The sequence below is a fragment of the Halomonas sp. DP5Y7-2 genome, assembly GCF_019802025.1.
Classification (GTDB): Bacteria; Pseudomonadota; Gammaproteobacteria; order Pseudomonadales; family Halomonadaceae; genus Halomonas; species Halomonas litopenaei_A.
In genome coordinates this window covers 124,474-138,511 of sequence record NZ_JAHVHY010000003.1, presented here as the reverse complement: position 1 = coordinate 138,511, position 14,038 = coordinate 124,474, and the positions used below count along the sequence as shown (strand labels likewise).

General features: G+C 63.3%; 12 protein-coding genes. 9 read left to right on the top strand and 3 right to left on the bottom strand.

Translation table 11 applies throughout. The features are described from left to right. Positions 1–52: 52 nt before the first annotated feature. Together KUW18_RS04265 and KUW18_RS04260 are read right to left on the bottom strand one after the other, a co-directional pair. Entirely contained in the window at positions 53–1,711 is a 1,659-nt protein-coding gene (locus tag KUW18_RS04265) for a thiamine pyrophosphate-binding protein (protein WP_222560874.1), read from the bottom strand. Between the two features lie 13 nt (positions 1,712–1,724). Next, positions 1,725–2,042, bottom strand: coding sequence for an NIPSNAP family protein (locus tag KUW18_RS04260; RefSeq protein WP_206943748.1), 318 nt, complete (start codon positions 2,040–2,042; stop codon positions 1,725–1,727). A gap of 384 nt (positions 2,043–2,426) precedes the next feature. Between KUW18_RS04260 and yiaK the strand changes: the two genes are divergently transcribed. From yiaK to KUW18_RS04240, 4 genes are all read left to right on the top strand, one after another. Continuing rightward, entirely contained in the window at positions 2,427–3,440 is a 1,014-nt protein-coding gene (gene yiaK / locus KUW18_RS04255) for a 3-dehydro-L-gulonate 2-dehydrogenase (RefSeq protein ID WP_222560873.1), read from the top strand. A 184-nt stretch (positions 3,441–3,624) separates the two neighbouring features. Continuing rightward, on the top strand, positions 3,625–4,596 hold the full coding sequence (locus KUW18_RS04250; protein WP_222162415.1) for a Bug family tripartite tricarboxylate transporter substrate binding protein: 972 nt from the start codon (positions 3,625–3,627) through the stop codon (positions 4,594–4,596). A 49-nt stretch (positions 4,597–4,645) separates the two neighbouring features. Further along, positions 4,646–5,206 carry a tripartite tricarboxylate transporter TctB family protein gene (locus KUW18_RS04245; RefSeq protein ID WP_222560872.1) on the top strand — a complete coding sequence of 187 codons (561 nt, stop codon included), beginning with the start codon at positions 4,646–4,648 and terminating at the stop codon, positions 5,204–5,206. Between the two features lie 4 nt (positions 5,207–5,210). Continuing rightward, on the top strand, positions 5,211–6,725 hold the full coding sequence (locus tag KUW18_RS04240; RefSeq protein WP_206943756.1) for a tripartite tricarboxylate transporter permease: 1,515 nt from the start codon (positions 5,211–5,213) through the stop codon (positions 6,723–6,725). A 167-nt stretch (positions 6,726–6,892) separates the two neighbouring features. Here KUW18_RS04240 and hmpA read toward each other — a convergent pair whose 3' ends face one another. Next, positions 6,893–8,065, bottom strand: a complete 1,173-nt coding sequence (hmpA, locus tag KUW18_RS04235; RefSeq protein ID WP_222560871.1) for an NO-inducible flavohemoprotein — start codon at positions 8,063–8,065, stop codon at positions 6,893–6,895. 465 nt (positions 8,066–8,530) lie between these two features. Between hmpA and norR the strand changes: the two genes are divergently transcribed. The 5 genes from norR (at position 8,531) to KUW18_RS04210 (ending at position 14,002) form a co-directional block, all read left to right on the top strand. Further along, a complete protein-coding gene (norR, locus tag KUW18_RS04230) occupies positions 8,531–10,096 on the top strand; it encodes a nitric oxide reductase transcriptional regulator NorR (RefSeq protein WP_222560870.1) in 1,566 nt (521 codons plus the stop codon). A gap of 156 nt (positions 10,097–10,252) precedes the next feature. Beyond that, positions 10,253–11,437: an NnrS family protein gene (locus KUW18_RS04225; protein ID WP_222560869.1), complete on the top strand. Its 1,185-nt coding sequence runs from the start codon at positions 10,253–10,255 to the stop codon at positions 11,435–11,437. Positions 11,438–11,441: 4 nt separating this feature from the next. Beyond that, on the top strand, positions 11,442–11,843 hold the full coding sequence (locus KUW18_RS04220) for a SirB2 family protein (protein ID WP_206943766.1): 402 nt from the start codon (positions 11,442–11,444) through the stop codon (positions 11,841–11,843). 285 nt (positions 11,844–12,128) lie between these two features. After that, on the top strand, positions 12,129–12,581 hold the full coding sequence (locus KUW18_RS04215) for a c-type cytochrome (protein WP_222560868.1): 453 nt from the start codon (positions 12,129–12,131) through the stop codon (positions 12,579–12,581). Between the two features lie 80 nt (positions 12,582–12,661). Beyond that, on the top strand, positions 12,662–14,002 hold the full coding sequence (locus KUW18_RS04210) for a cbb3-type cytochrome c oxidase subunit I (protein ID WP_222560867.1): 1,341 nt from the start codon (positions 12,662–12,664) through the stop codon (positions 14,000–14,002). Positions 14,003–14,038 lie beyond the last annotated feature (36 nt).

Genomic DNA, 14,038 nt, shown 5'->3' with positions numbered 1-14,038 from the left:
CGTTGGCGCGCAGCGGGTCAGCGCGTCGGTCGGCTTTGCCAGCACGCTCGCCTCAGGGATTGAGCTGTTCCAGGGTCAGCCGGGGAGACAGGGCCTGGCGATCCTGGCGTAGCTCCAGCAGCGCCGGCGTGTTGCCCTGGCGGGTGTGGTCCAGGGCGCGCGCCAGGGCTTCGGGGAAGTCCTCGTCGCGACTCACCTGCTCGCCGAAGGCGCCATAGGCGCGGGCCAGGGCAGCAAAGTCTGGATTGACCAGGTCGGTGGCGGACGGCCGCCGTGGGTAGCGCTTCTGCTGATGCATGCGAATGGTGCCGTACATGCCGTTGTTGATCACCAGAATCACCACCGCAGCGCCATACTGGCAGGCGGTGCCCAGCTCCTGGGAGACCATCTGGAAACAGCCGTCGCCGGCCAGGCAGATGGCATCCCGCTCTGGATGGCGCAACTTGGCGGCAATGGCGGCGGGCAAGCCATAGCCCATGGAGCCCGAGGTAGGGGCAAGCTGGGTGCGAAAGCCGCGATAGCGGTAGTAGCGGTGCAGCCAGGCGGAGTAGTTGCCGGCGCCATTGGTCAGGATGGCGTCATCACCCAGCACCTCATTGAGCCGTGCAATGACGTTCTCCATACGTAGCGCGCCTGGCGTGGGCTCCGGCTGTTGCCAGCTGGCGTAGTCGTCGCGGGCGGCGCGGACCCAGGCGCCGCGCTCGACGCTGGGCGCCTCGGCCGCTGCCGCCAGCTGCTCGATCATCGCCCCCGCACACGCGACCACCGCCAGCTCAGGACGGTAGACCCGCCCAAGTTCGCTGGGATCGGCATGCACGTGGATCAGCCGCTGACGTGGCAGCGGTGGCGTCAGCAGGGTGTAGCCGCTGGTGGTCATCTCGCCCAGGCGCGCGCCAAGGGCCAGGATCAGATCGGCATCACGGACCCGCTGGGCCAGCGCCGGGTTGATGCCGATGCCCACGTCGCCGACGTAGTTCGGGTGGCGATTGTCCAGGTAGTCCTGGCAGCGAAAGGAGGCGCCGACGGGGAGTTCGCACAGGCGTGCAAAGTGGCCTAGTGCTTCGGCGGCGCGAGCTGACCAGCCGCCGCCTCCGACGATGACCAGTGGGCGTTCGGCACTGCCAATGGCGCGCATCACTGCCTGCACGTCGTGCTGCGCGGCGAGCCCGCTAGGCAGGGTGGCGGCAGGCACCGACGCCGCATCACAGTCTGACGACAGCATGTCTTCCGGCAGGCCCAGCACCACCGGGCCAGGCCTCCCGCTCTGGGCCACGTGGAAGGCGTGACTGATGTATTCCGGCAGGCGGTCGACCCGATCGATATTGGCGACCCACTTGGCCAGGGGCGAGAACATGGCGACCAGGTCGACCTCCTGAAAGGCCTCGCGATCGCGCTGGTCGCTTGCCACCTGGCCGACGAACAGCACCATGGGCGTGGAATCCTGATAGGCCACGTGCACGCCGCTGGCGGCGTTGGTGGCGCCCGGGCCGCGGGTCACAAAGGCGACGCCAGGGCGCCCGCTCAACTTGCCATCGGCCTCTGCCATCATCGCAGCCCCACCTTCCTGGCGGGCGACAATGGTCTCGATCTCGGCCTCGTGGAGGGCATCCAGCGCTGCCAGATAGCTTTCGCCGGGCACGCAGAATACCCGCTCGACCCGCTGCTGCTGCAGCGCCTTGACCAGAGCAAGTCCACCGTGAGGATGGGTCATGAAACCTCCTGGCTCAGAGCGGTGAGAAGCGGGTGGAGCGCAACAGCTTGTTGGTCTGATGCTGGACGTTACCGGCCTCGGCGCTTTTCTTGCGATAGGCGATCCATTCGGGGTCCTGTTCCATGGCCGTGCGACGGCGCTCCCGGTCCGCCGCGGAGGCATACCCCCAAAGGTGCACCACCTGGTTCTGTGGTCCGGTCTCGGTGACGAAGTAGCCGATCAGATTGCCCAAATGGCGCTGCTGGATGGGCAAACCCTCGCGTTCGTAGAGCTCGAGAAAGGCGTTCAAGCGGCCGGGGACCATGGTGTAGGTGCGGTGGTCGACGATCATGGGATCTCCTGGTGGGGCACGATGGGTGAGGCATTCATTTGTCAATATTTGTAGTACATATGATTAATTCGTGCGAGTACGACCATGGTGGAAGGTGGAGGCAGCGAAGGTAGGAAAGGGTGTTTCGTAGCAGCGATAAAGCAGAGTTAAGGTAGCGATCTGGTAGCGATCTGGTAGCGATAGGGGGGTAATAGCGCCGCCCGGTCGGGACGCGGGGTTGCCGAAGGGACGTCGTTGCTGGTCGCTGCTTCACTAAAGTCGCATTTCGTTGTGCGGTGGCCCCGTCTATGTTGCTCATACAGCAACTTTGTATGATGTAGTACTTAATCTTCGCCGGCGGTGCTGGCCCTGAGCGGCGAGGCACCACCCTCAAGGAGAGGTTCGATGACTCAGGTCACCTTTGACGAGCTGCGCTCGCGTCTGGCCGCAGTGCTGAATGCGGCGGGCCTGGCGCCGGAAGATGCCGAGCTGTGCGCGCGCATTCATGCTGAAAGTACTCGTGACGGGGTGGTCTCCCACGGTATTGGCCGCATTCCGCGTTTCGTCGATTACCTGAACAAGGGGTGGGTCGATCCGGCTGCTCGGCTGAGCCTGGTGCAACGATTGGGTGCCCTGGAAGTCTTCGATGGCCACTTTGGGATTGGCGTTCGCCACGCACTCGACGCCACCGAGCGGGCCATGGAGTTGGCCTCCGAGCATGGCATGGGGCTGGTCGCCGTGCGCAATACCACCCACTGGATGCGCGGCGGCAGCTATGGCTGGCATGCGGTCGAGCGGGGATTTGCCGCGATCATGTGGACCAACACCGAATCCTGCATGCCCGCCTGGGGGGCCGCCAGCCAGAGTATCGGCAACAACCCGTTGGTCATGGCGGTGCCTGCAGAGCAGGGCCCCATGGTGCTGGACATGGCCATGTCGCAGTTCTCCTACGGCAAGCTGAACAGCCTGGCCCTGGCCGGCGAGTCCTTGCCGGTGGACGGTGGCTTCGACCAGGCGGGACAGCTCAGTCGCGATCCTGGCGCCATCGCTGAGTCGCGACGCCTGCTGCCTGCGGGCTACTGGAAGGGATCTGGCCTGGCGATGCTGCTGGACGTGATGGCGGCGCTATTGTCCCAGGGCAACCCCACCCATCATATCGATACCCTGGGACGCGGCAGCGGTGGCGGCGCCTCCCAGGTATTTCTGGTCTTCGACCCGCGCAAGCTGGCTGGACTCGAGGCCTGCAATGCGCTGGTCGAAGGGCTTGCCGGCCACCTGGCCGACGCCGTGCCGGTGGACGCGGGCCGGCCGCCCCGCTGGCCGGGACAATCCACCGGAAATAGGCGCCACGCAGACAACGACAGCCTGCTCGACGTGCCCGATGACCTGTGGCAGGCCGTTCTCGCCCTTCCTAGATAAAGAGCCTTGAGAAGAGGTCAATGAGTCGGCCGTCGCCAAGCGGCAATGTTGTCAGGGCAGGCCAGTATCCGCTTCCACCGGCCCCCGGTGCAGGGCCATCAGTGTAACGCCAGCAGTCGCACCGCCAGCAATCACAATGCCAACAGACCCAAATCGCCAACAACAATGGCAAGGAGTGAACAAGATGCGCAAGTTGATGAGCGTGGCCCTGGGAGGCCTGATCGTTGTCGCCAGTGCCAGCGCGCAGGCCGACTATCCCCAGCGTGATATCCGCATGATCGTGCCCTGGGGCGCCGGCGGCGGCACCGATGGCATCGTCCGCAAGATCTCCAATCTTGCCGAAGCGTCCCTCGATGGCACCATCTATGTCGAGAACATCGAGGGTGGGATGAGTGCCAATGGTCTGGTCCAGACGCTGGGAGCCCGTCCCGACGGCTATACCCTGGTGGCGCTGACCTACGACAGCGTGGTGACGATTCCCTGGCAGGGGATGCTGGCCGGCTTTGATATCGACAAGCTCGACCTGATTGCGCGTATTACCAGTGAACCCGATGCCATCGTGGTGCCCGCAGACTCGGACTATACCAGCCTGGAGGCGTTGATCGACGCTGCCAAGGCGGCCCCCGGAGAGGTGCGCGCGGGTATTCAGAACATGGGTTCGCGTACCCACCTGACCCTGCTGCAACTGCAGGACCAGGCCGACGTGTCATTCAAGATCGTGTCCTATCCCGGCGGTGCCGCGCCCCAGAAGGAAGCCCTGCTCAACGGCGAGGTGGACTTTGCGCTGACCAGCCTAGGCGATTTTGAGTCGTTGATTTCCGCCGGCAACGCCAAGGGCCTGGTGGAGTTCACCGACGTCCAGAGCGAGAGCTTCCCTGATGTGCCCCCTGCCAGCGAGCTGGGCTACGACATCCAGATGGGCAGCTTTGTCATTCTGGCCGCGCCGGCCAACACGCCGGAAGACGCCCTGACGGCCCTGGAAGCGGCCTATCAGCAGGCCTACGACAGTGAAGAATTTCAGACCTGGCTGGTCGACGTAGGGGTCACCCCCAACTGGCTGGGTGCCGACGAGGTCGAGGCCTGGGCAGAAGATACCCAGGCAGAGCTGTTCGCGCGGATGGATGAGCTCAAGGAAGCCGGCCTGATTGGCCAGTGAGTCTCGGTTGCCGTCGGGCGCCGGCGGCAACCCTTGTGAGGATGTTGCCATGAAACTGCTGCTACGGGCGGGAGGTTGGCTGGGTGGGCGGCGAGGTGTTGTCGCCTGCCTGCTGGCAGTGACCCTGATCTACCTGGTAGAAGCCTTCAAGATTGCGCCACCACTGCATAATGGTGCCCTGACCGCGTCGTTCTTTCCGGTGCTTCTGGGCGTTGTCATGCTGCTGGCGCTGGCCTTCGTCGTGCGTGCCGACCGCCACGCTGACGGTGACAGCGCAGAGGAAGAGGTCCCGATGAGCGAGTCTGACCAGGAGGCGACCCAAGAGGCGACTCAAGCGGCTACTGCGGGCGAGCAGGCACCGGCATCAATCTGGCAGGGCGCCCTGGCGGTGACCCTGGCGACCGGTCTCTATATCGGTCTGTTTGCCAGCGTCGGCTACTTTCTTTCTACCTTTGCCTACGCCTTCGTCATGATGCTGATCTTTGGCGCGGGCCGTCCTGCGCTTCGCAGCCTGGGCTTCAAGGCGCTGGTGGCGGTGGTCATCGCGCTGCTGGGATACGCCCTGTTCGAGCTGGTGTTCCAGGTGCGTCTGCCGACGCTGTGGAGGTGACGGCATGGATTACCTGATCGAACTGTCCAAGGGCTTCGCGGTGTTGATGCAGCCGGATATCCTGCCCTATCTGATCGGTGGCTACCTGATCGGTACCTTCTTTGGTGCGGTGCCGGGGCTGACCTCGATGCTGGCCATCGCGCTGCTGCTGCCGTTGACCTATAGCCTCGACATCACCGCCGCGCTGGTGGCCTGTGCGGGCATCTTCATGGCCGGGATGTGCAGCGGCAGCATCACCGCGACGACCATCAATATTCCCGGCGCCCCGGCCTCGATGATGACGGCGATCGAGGGCTATCCGTTGCAGCAGCGCGGCCAGGGCGCCAAGGCGCTGGGGCACGCGGCGCTGGCGTCGATGATCGGTGGCGCCATCGGGGCTCTGCTGCTGATGGTCATGGCACCCCTGGCAACGGATGCCGCGCTGCTGATTCGTACCCCCGGCAAGTTCTCGCTGATTGCCTTTGCGCTGATCGTGATCGTGATCTCTCAGCGCGGGGCCATCTCCAAGGGGCTGGTCGCGACCACCCTGGGGGTGATGGTGGCCACTGTCGGCATCGACGTGATGCAGCCGATTACCCGCTTCACCTTTGGTACTGGGGTACTGATGCAGGGCATCGACATCATGCCGCTGGTCATCGGCGCCTTTGCCGTCAGCGAGCTGTTGGTGCAGTCGCAGAATCGTGCCAAGCGTACCGTCGAGCGGGATGCGATCAAGGCCAGCGCCATTCGCCGCCGCGACTTTATTCCACCGTGGAAAGAGGTGCGCGAGATCGGACTCTATCGCTATCTCAAGTCGGCCATGATCGGCTATAGCGTCGGTGTATTGCCCGGTGCGGGCGGCTCCATGGCGGCCTTCGTGGCTTACGCAGAGTCCATGCGCAGCTCACGCCACCCGGAGAAGTATGGCAAGGGCTCGGTAGAAGGTATCGCCGCCGCGGAAGGGGCCAACAATGCGATGTGCAGCGGGGCCTTCGTGCCGATGCTGTCGTTCGGTATTCCCGGTGACCCGACCACCGCCATTGTGCTGGGGGTACTGGTGGTCAACGGCCTGCAGCCGGGGCCACAGTTCCTCGACAGCCAGCTAGCGCTGGTGGCACCGATGTTCATGGCCCTGCTGGTATCTGCGCTGGTGCTGGTGCCCCTGACCCTGTACGTGCTGGGGCCGTATTTCGTGCGCATCGTCTCCATCCGGCGCGATGTGCTGTACGCCAGTATTGCCGTGGTGGCCTTGGTGGGCTGCTATGTGGCGACCTATTCGGTGTTCCAGATGGGCCTTGCCCTGGTATTCGGCGTGCTGGCGTTCCTGCTGCGGCGCCAGGGCTACCCGGTGGCCTGCCTGTTGCTGGGCTTTGTGCTGGGGCCGAGCCTGGAGGAATATTGTCGGCGCTCACTGTCGCTGTCCGACGGCAATCCGCTGATCTTCCTCACCAGTCCAGACAGTCTGTTCTTCCTGGCACTGACCGGCGTGTTCTATTACTTCATGGTGATAAGAAAGCCGGAAGCTCGTCAGCACGCTTGAGGCGCTGGTCCAGCCACCATCGCCATCTTGCATCTGCCAGCAGGCCGCGCTCTGATCCCAGAGCGCGGCTTTTTTACGGATGACGGCGTCGCAGAGGAAGCTTTGTTGATAGCGCTTTGGCGCTAACGCAACGGTGCTCAAGCGACGGTGACGAAGATCAACAGGGATCAGGCTGCGTGCAGTGGACGCGAGGGACCAAAGTGCTCGTAGTGGCGCTGCTCAGGGGCAATACCCAGGGCGGCCAGGTGGCTGTCGATGGCACTCATGAAGGGCCCAGGGCCGACAAAATAGCACTGGGTATCGGCACCGGGCAGCAGTCGGGCGAGCAGAGCCTGTTCAAGGCGTCCCGTGATATCACCGTCGTCTCCATGATCATAGGCACAGATCCGCGTCATCAGCGTCGGGTACTCCCTCACCAGGGCGTCCACTTCGCTGCGAAAGGCGTGGTGGTGGATGTCCCTTGCCGCATGGACATAGCACAGCCGGCGGCCCTGGCTGAGCGCCTGGCGTGCCAGCGGCAGCATCGGCGTCTGGCCCACGCCACCGCTGATCAGCATCACCGGCCTATCACTATTGTCCAGCGTCAACTCTCCGGCGGGAGGCAACAGCGCCAGGGTGTCGCCAACCTGCATCTGCTGGTGCAAATAGTTGCTGACCCGTCCGCCTGGCTCCTGCTTGACCGAGATGCGGTAATCGCAGCCGTTGGGGCTGCCGGACAGGCTGTAATGGCGGTGGACGGTCTCGCCGTCGATGCGCAGTTGCAGTCCGATGTACTGACCCGGCAGCGCATCGGCGACCGGCTGACCATCGCAAGGTGCCAGGATGAAGGAGCGAATGACCTCACACTCGCGCTGGATATGGGCAATGCGAAACTCGCGCAGGCCCTGCCAGCCACCGGGGCGGCCAGCGAAGGCCTGATAGCGCTCGGCCTCTGCCGCGATCAGCAGCTCGGCCAGGTCGCCATACAGGGCTCCCCAGGCGTCAGCGATCTCGGCGGTGACGGCATCGCCCAGGACGTCGCCGATGGCGGCCATCAGGCACTCACCAACGATGGGGTACTGCTCGGGCTGGATGCCCAGCGAGACATGCTTGCTGATGACGGATTGCATCTGCTGGCGTACCGCCTCGGGCTGCTGGCGCAGCCCCACGTAGGCGAGCACTCCCCGTGCCAGGGCCTTGGGCTGGCCGCCGTCGGCCTGATGGGCCTGGTTGAACACCGCCTGGACCTCTGGGTAACGCTCGAACATCAGCGGGTAGAAGCGGGCAGTAATGGCGTCCAGATGCTCGGCGACCAGCGGGGCGGTAGCATCGATGATGGCGTCTTGGGCAGCTGTGGTCATGGTAGGTCCTGTCAGGGAAAGGTGGTGACGAAGGTGCCGTGCATCCTTCATCTTGGCGTCTTGGCGCTGTCGTATCGGAGGCATGGCTCGCTGCGGACTAGTCGCAGTCCTGGCGAGGTGGTCAGCCAGGCTGTCGCAGCGGGTCGGAGGGTGGCCGTTCGCGCCCGTGCTGAAGCGCTGCGCGTTTTAAGATCAAGAGCGCTGCGCGTTTTAAGATCAACAACCTGGTGGCGCGTCAGGCTCCCTCTGCCTGATGTCTCAGGAGCAAGGGCCGTGCCCAGGCGTCATGGGTGCGCCAACTTGCCGCGGCCCTGGCAGGATCGCCAGCGAGGATGCGGGCTGGGGCGGGCTAGGGCAGGCTGGGGCGGGCAGGACGAGCGCGATCGAGGGGCGAGTGAATGTTGCCTAGTGTCATATCGACAGGGTTATTGCTATCTTTTTGACACTGGTCATGTCAAAAGGACAATGCGGGTGGTCGATTTTCTTCAACAGCTGCGCGGACTGTTGCAGCGGCTGGGAGACCAACAGGGGCCTGAGCTCGCCGAGGCCTGGCAGGGCGTGCTGCGCTCGCTGGTGGCGAGAACGTCGGCGGACGCCAGTGCCTTGCTGGTCGTACACGGGCCAGGGCTTCGACCCGTGGCGATTCAGGGCCTGCCTGAAGGGGTCGCGGGCAGAACCTTTGTGCTCCAGGACCATCCTCGCCTGGACGCTATCGCCAAGGCGCCCGGGGTCTGTCGCTTCGCTGCCGACTGTGGGTTACCCGATCCCTATGATGGCCTGCTGGATGACGGCCTGACCCCGGTGCATGACTGCCTGGGTGTCCCGCTGCGCGATGGTGGCGAGCTGATCGGCATGCTGACCCTGGACGCGCTGACACCGGGCGCCCTCTCTGACTTGGATGACGAGGGTCTGCTGGCCGCTGCCGAGCTACTGGGCACCTGCCTGCGTCTGTCGCAGCGACTGGACAGTGCGCGTTTGCAGCTGGCCCTGAACCATGCTCCTGAGAGCCATCGCAACCAGCGCCTGGTGGGCTGGCGCAGCGCTACCATGCGCAAGCTGATGGCGTCGGTCGAACTGGTGGCAGCCACCGACATGAGCGTGCTGGTGCACGGGGAAACCGGTGTCGGCAAGGAGCGCATCGCCCACGCCCTGCATCATGGTTCGCGCCGCGCCGGGGGGCCCCTGGTGGTAGTGAACTGTGCGGCGTTACCGGCATCACTGATCGAAAGTACCCTGTTCGGCCACCGGCGCGGCGCCTTCTCCGGGGCGGTGAGCGACCACAAAGGCCACTTCCAGATGGCCGACGGTGGCACCCTCGTGCTGGATGAAGTGGGAGAACTGCCACTGGAGCTGCAGCCGAAGCTGCTGCGGGTGCTGCAGGAAGGGGAGATTCAGCCCCTGGGCAGCGATCAGCTGCGCCATGTCGACGTCAGGGTGGTGGCGGTGACCAACCGGGATCTGGCCCAGGAGGTGACCCAGGGACGCTTTCGTGAAGACCTCTATCATCGGCTCAGCGCCTTTCCCCTTGAGGTCCCGCCGCTGCGCCAGCGCCTGGATGACGTGATGTTGCTGGCCGGACATTTTCTCGAGCAAAACCGGGTGCGACTTGGCGTCGGCAATCTGCGTCTTAGCGACCAGGCGCGGGCAGCACTGCTCGCATGGCACTGGCCGGGCAACGTGCGTGAGCTGGAGTCCCTGCTGGCCAGGGCGTCGCTGCTGGCGATGGCCGAGGTCGACCGGCTGGCGTCACCGGATGCACGACGCAGAAGCCTGCGTATCGATACCGTCCACCTTGGACTGAAGACACCTCCTCTGACGCGCTCAGCCGCCCACCTCGATGAGCAGGTGAGTGCTCAACGTGGGACGGCACATGACCTATTGCCGCTCAGGGAGGCGACGGACGAGTTCCAGCGCGATTGCATCAGCCAGGCTCTGGCCATGGAGCAGAGCTGGGCCGGAACGGCGCGTCGGCTAGGCATGGACCCGGGCAACCTGCACCGGCTGGCCAAGCGGCTGGGGCTGAAGGCCTGAGGGGCGCCAGGAGGCACTAGCGAGGCTGCTACCTGGAGGCGGCCAGCAGGGGGACGGTCGGCCTGGCATCAGCAGTGCCTTTGATGTGCATCATGGTGGCGATAGCCAAAGCGGGCCAGACTGGACAAGACCAACGGCTTTACTCGGGTACTTGTCATGTCCTCCATTGCCGATCGCCTGCCGCTGGCACGCCTTGCCTTTCGTCCCTTCTTCTTGCTGGCGGCGGCATTCAGCCTGCTGTCGCTGCTGCTGTGGCTGGGCTACTGGCACGGCGTGTTCCTGCTGTCGCCCCGGGCGGGCATGCTGTGGTGGCACCAGCACGAAATGCTGTTTGGCGTGGTGGCCGCGGTGGTCTCGGGTTTTCTGTTGACCGCGGTGCAGACCTGGACGGGACTGCGTGGCCTGCACGGTGGTCCACTGCTCGGGCTTGTAGCGCTGTGGCTGGCGGCGAGGCTAGGGCTGGCGTTTCCCGGCTTGCCCGAGCCCCTGGTAGTGGCGCTGGACGTCGGCTTTCTTGCGCTGGTCTGTGCAGTGATGGCGGTGATGGTCATTCGTGCCAGGCGCTGGCGTAATCTGGTCTTTATCCCGGTGCTGGCGATTCTGGCCGGGGCCAATCTGGGCAGTCACCTGGGGGTTGCTCGGGGAGACCCGGAGCTGGTATGTCAGTCCTCCTACCTGGCGGTCATGCTGGTCACGTTGATCATGGCCGTGCTGGGGGGGAGGGTCATCCCGATGTTCACCGCCAACCGCATGGGACTCAAGCGACGACCGTCGCTGGGATGGCTGGAAGGTGCGGCACTGGGCAGTCTGGCCGTGGCGGTGCTGCTGCAGCTGGCCCTGACGTTTGGCATTGAGCTGCCTGATGCCCTGCTGGCCAGTATTCTGTTGTTGGCGGCAGTGCTTCACCCGCTGCGTCTGATCCGCTGGCAAGGGGTGGCCACCGCACGGGAGCCGCTGTTGTGGAGTCTGCACCTGAGCTATGCCTTTGTCCCATTAGGACTGCTGCTGTGGGCGTTCGGGCTGTTCGGTGTCGGCCGCGTGGAGCTGGGCATTCACGCCATCACGGTGGGCGCCATGGGGACCATGATGCTGTCGATGATGTGTCGCGTGTCGCTGGGACATACCGGCCGTCCGATGCGCTGCCTGCCGGGGGTCGGCGTGGCCCTGGGGCTGCTGATCATCGCCGGACTGTCACGCTCGCTGCTGTTGGCGCTATGGCCTTCGGTAACCCACTGGGTCTACAGCGCCAGTATTGTGTGCTGGTGCGCCGGCTACGGACTGTTCCTTCTGCACTACCTGCCGATACTGAGCGCACCTCGCCTCGACGGCCAGATGGGCTAGCAGCATGTCGGCAAGCCTCTATCTGTTCATGAAATCGCTGCATGTGACGCTGGCCGTGTTCAGCGTGCTGTTCTTCGCCTGGCGCTGGTGTCGCGCCATGCAGGCCGGTCCAGCGGTTGGCTCCCCCACGATGAGAAAGCTCCCTCATGTTCTGGACAGCCTGTTGCTGGCGGCAGGGGTAGCGCTGATGGTGTCGACATCCCAGTGGCCTCACCAGACACCCTGGCTTGCCGCCAAGCTGACGGCCTTGCTGGCCTATATCGGGCTTGGAATGCTGGCCATGCGTCCCTCCTTGCCTGACTGGGCGCGCAGCGTCGCTGCCTCACTGGCTCTTGTGGTGTTTCTCTACATGCTGGGGGCGGCTCATCGCCACAGCATGCTCTCCTGGTTTTCGTCATTTTCATGATCCGATGACGGCTCGTCTTTGAGCTGTATCAATGCTTTTCTTTCAGTGTTTATGGTGACGGAATTGTCTCCATGAAGTGGGCAAATCTCTTTGCCAAAAAAGGGTGAATAACGTCACTCCATTAAGTGGTTGATAGGGCGAATCAATCAATAAAATGGGTGATGCACGTCATATTCCGAGTGTTTTTGTCAGGTATAAAGTCTCTCCTCTTCATACAATGAATATCGGCGCCATGGAGGTCTGTCTTTTCGGCGCCATGGGGCAAAACAATGAGGAGGCGTCGTCATGACCGAGGGTCTGACAAAATCTGCAGCACGCAACATCTTCTATGGTGGATCACTGTTTTTCTTCCTGATCTTTGTAGCTCTGACGGCGCATAGTCACTGGTACATCGTGAAGGAGTCTACCAGTGCCCTCCCTCTCACCGATTCGGTAAGGGCAGGCAAGCATGTCTGGGAGAAAAACATGTGTATCAACTGCCACAGCATCATGGGTGAGGGGGCCTATTTCGCACCAGAGCTTTCCAATGTATGGACACGCTACAAGGGACGTGACAACCCAGAGGCTGCTAGAGCAGGCCTGGCCGCCTGGATGCGCGCACAGCCGCTAGCGATCCCCGGTCGTCGAAAGATGCCGCACTTTGACCTTAGCGACGAAGAAATGACGTCGTTGATCGACTTCCTTCAATGGACCGATGCCATCGATGACCAGAACTGGCCACCCCATGAGTCCGGGTAGCAGCCTCTGGCTACGCCAGCCAGTGGTCGGCAGTCACGACATGGGGTCGAGAGAGGGATAATCCTGGAGGGATATGCAACATGAAATATGAAACGCAGAAGGTGGCCTACGCCTTCTTTCTGGTCGCCATGGGGCTGTTTGCCCTGCAGGTCGTGTTTGGCATCATGGCCGCAGTGGTCTATGTGTTTCCTGATTTTCTGGCCCAGGTCATGCCGTTTAACGTGATCCGGGTTAGCCACACCAACCTGCTGATTGTGTGGCTGTTGATCGGCTTTATGGGCTGTACCTACTACCTGATGCCGGAAGAGGCTGAACGGGAGATCCACAGTCCGATGCTGGCCTATCTTCAGCTGGGCATCTTCGTGGTCGCGGGCGTCGCCGCCCTGGCGTGCTACCAGCTGGGGATCCATGAGGGGCGTGAATTTCTCGAGCAGCCGTTCTTCGTCAAGGTGCTGATCACGGTGTCCTTCCTGATCTTTCTCTATAACACCAGCATGACCTTGCTCAAGGGCCGCAAGACCACCATCAACCTGGTGTTGATGCTCGGCCTGTGGCTGGCCGCGGTGTTCTGGCTGTTCGCATTCTACAACCCGGGCAACCTGTCGGTGGACAAGGTCTACTGGTGGTGGGTGGTGCATCTCTGGGTGGAAGGCGTGTGGGAGCTGATCATGGCGTCGCTGCTGGGATATCTGCTGATCAAGATGTCCGGGGTGGACCGCGAGGTGATCGAGAAGTGGCTGTACGTCATCGTCGGTCTGTCGCTGTTCTCGGGGCTGCTTGGCACCGGACACCACTACTACTGGATCGGCACCCCCAGCTACTGGCAGCCCATCGGCAGCATCTTCTCGACCCTTGAGGTGATTCCGTTCTTCGCCATGGTGGTGTTCTCCTTTGTGATGTTCTGGAAGGGCTCGCGCAATCACCCCAACAAGGCGGCCATGCTGTGGACCATGGGGTGCCCGACGGTGGCCTTCTTCGGCGCCGGGGTGTGGGGCTTCATGCATACCCTGTCCTTCATCAACTACTACTCCCACGGCACTCAGGTGACGGCAGCCCATGGCCATCTGGCCTTCTATGGCGCCTACGTGATGCTGATCCTCGGGGTGATCAGCTATGCCATGCCGCAGCTGCGCCGGACTCAGCCCTTCAACCAGGTGCTCAATATGTGGGGCTTCTGGATCCTGACGTCGGCCATGTGCTTCATGACCTTCACCCTGACCTTTGCCGGTGCGGTGCAGACCCATCTGCAGCGGGTGCTGGGAATGAACTACATGGAGGTGCAGGACCAGCTCGGCCTGTTCTACGCCATGCGCCTGGGCACCGGTATCGCTGTGGTGGTGGGCGCGGCGCTACTGCTCTATGCCTTGTTTGGGCCGATTCGCCGTGGCACTGCGGCGGGCTCGACACTGTCTGCTGCCTGACCCGCATCGAGGCCGTCTTAGGGCGGCCTCGAATGT

What these genes read in the sequence shown, in the direction of transcription:
- KUW18_RS04260 (WP_206943748.1), bottom strand. Translation starts at nt 2,042, where the DNA reads ATGATCGTCGACCACCGCACCTACACCATGGTCCCCGGCCGCTTGAAC.
- norR (WP_222560870.1), top strand. Translation starts at nt 8,531, where the DNA reads ATGCGGGTGGTCGATTTTCTTCAACAGCTGCGCGGACTGTTGCAGCGG.
- KUW18_RS04210 (WP_222560867.1), top strand. Translation starts at nt 12,662, where the DNA reads ATGAAATATGAAACGCAGAAGGTGGCCTACGCCTTCTTTCTGGTCGCC.
- KUW18_RS04215 (WP_222560868.1), top strand. Translation starts at nt 12,129, where the DNA reads ATGACCGAGGGTCTGACAAAATCTGCAGCACGCAACATCTTCTATGGT.
- hmpA (WP_222560871.1), bottom strand. Translation starts at nt 8,065, where the DNA reads ATGACCACAGCTGCCCAAGACGCCATCATCGATGCTACCGCCCCGCTG.
- KUW18_RS04265 (WP_222560874.1), bottom strand. Translation starts at nt 1,711, where the DNA reads ATGACCCATCCTCACGGTGGACTTGCTCTGGTCAAGGCGCTGCAGCAG.
- KUW18_RS04220 (WP_206943766.1), top strand. Translation starts at nt 11,442, where the DNA reads ATGTCGGCAAGCCTCTATCTGTTCATGAAATCGCTGCATGTGACGCTG.
- yiaK (WP_222560873.1), top strand. Translation starts at nt 2,427, where the DNA reads ATGACTCAGGTCACCTTTGACGAGCTGCGCTCGCGTCTGGCCGCAGTG.
- KUW18_RS04245 (WP_222560872.1), top strand. Translation starts at nt 4,646, where the DNA reads ATGAAACTGCTGCTACGGGCGGGAGGTTGGCTGGGTGGGCGGCGAGGT.
- KUW18_RS04240 (WP_206943756.1), top strand. Translation starts at nt 5,211, where the DNA reads ATGGATTACCTGATCGAACTGTCCAAGGGCTTCGCGGTGTTGATGCAG.
- KUW18_RS04225 (WP_222560869.1), top strand. Translation starts at nt 10,253, where the DNA reads ATGTCCTCCATTGCCGATCGCCTGCCGCTGGCACGCCTTGCCTTTCGT.
- KUW18_RS04250 (WP_222162415.1), top strand. Translation starts at nt 3,625, where the DNA reads ATGCGCAAGTTGATGAGCGTGGCCCTGGGAGGCCTGATCGTTGTCGCC.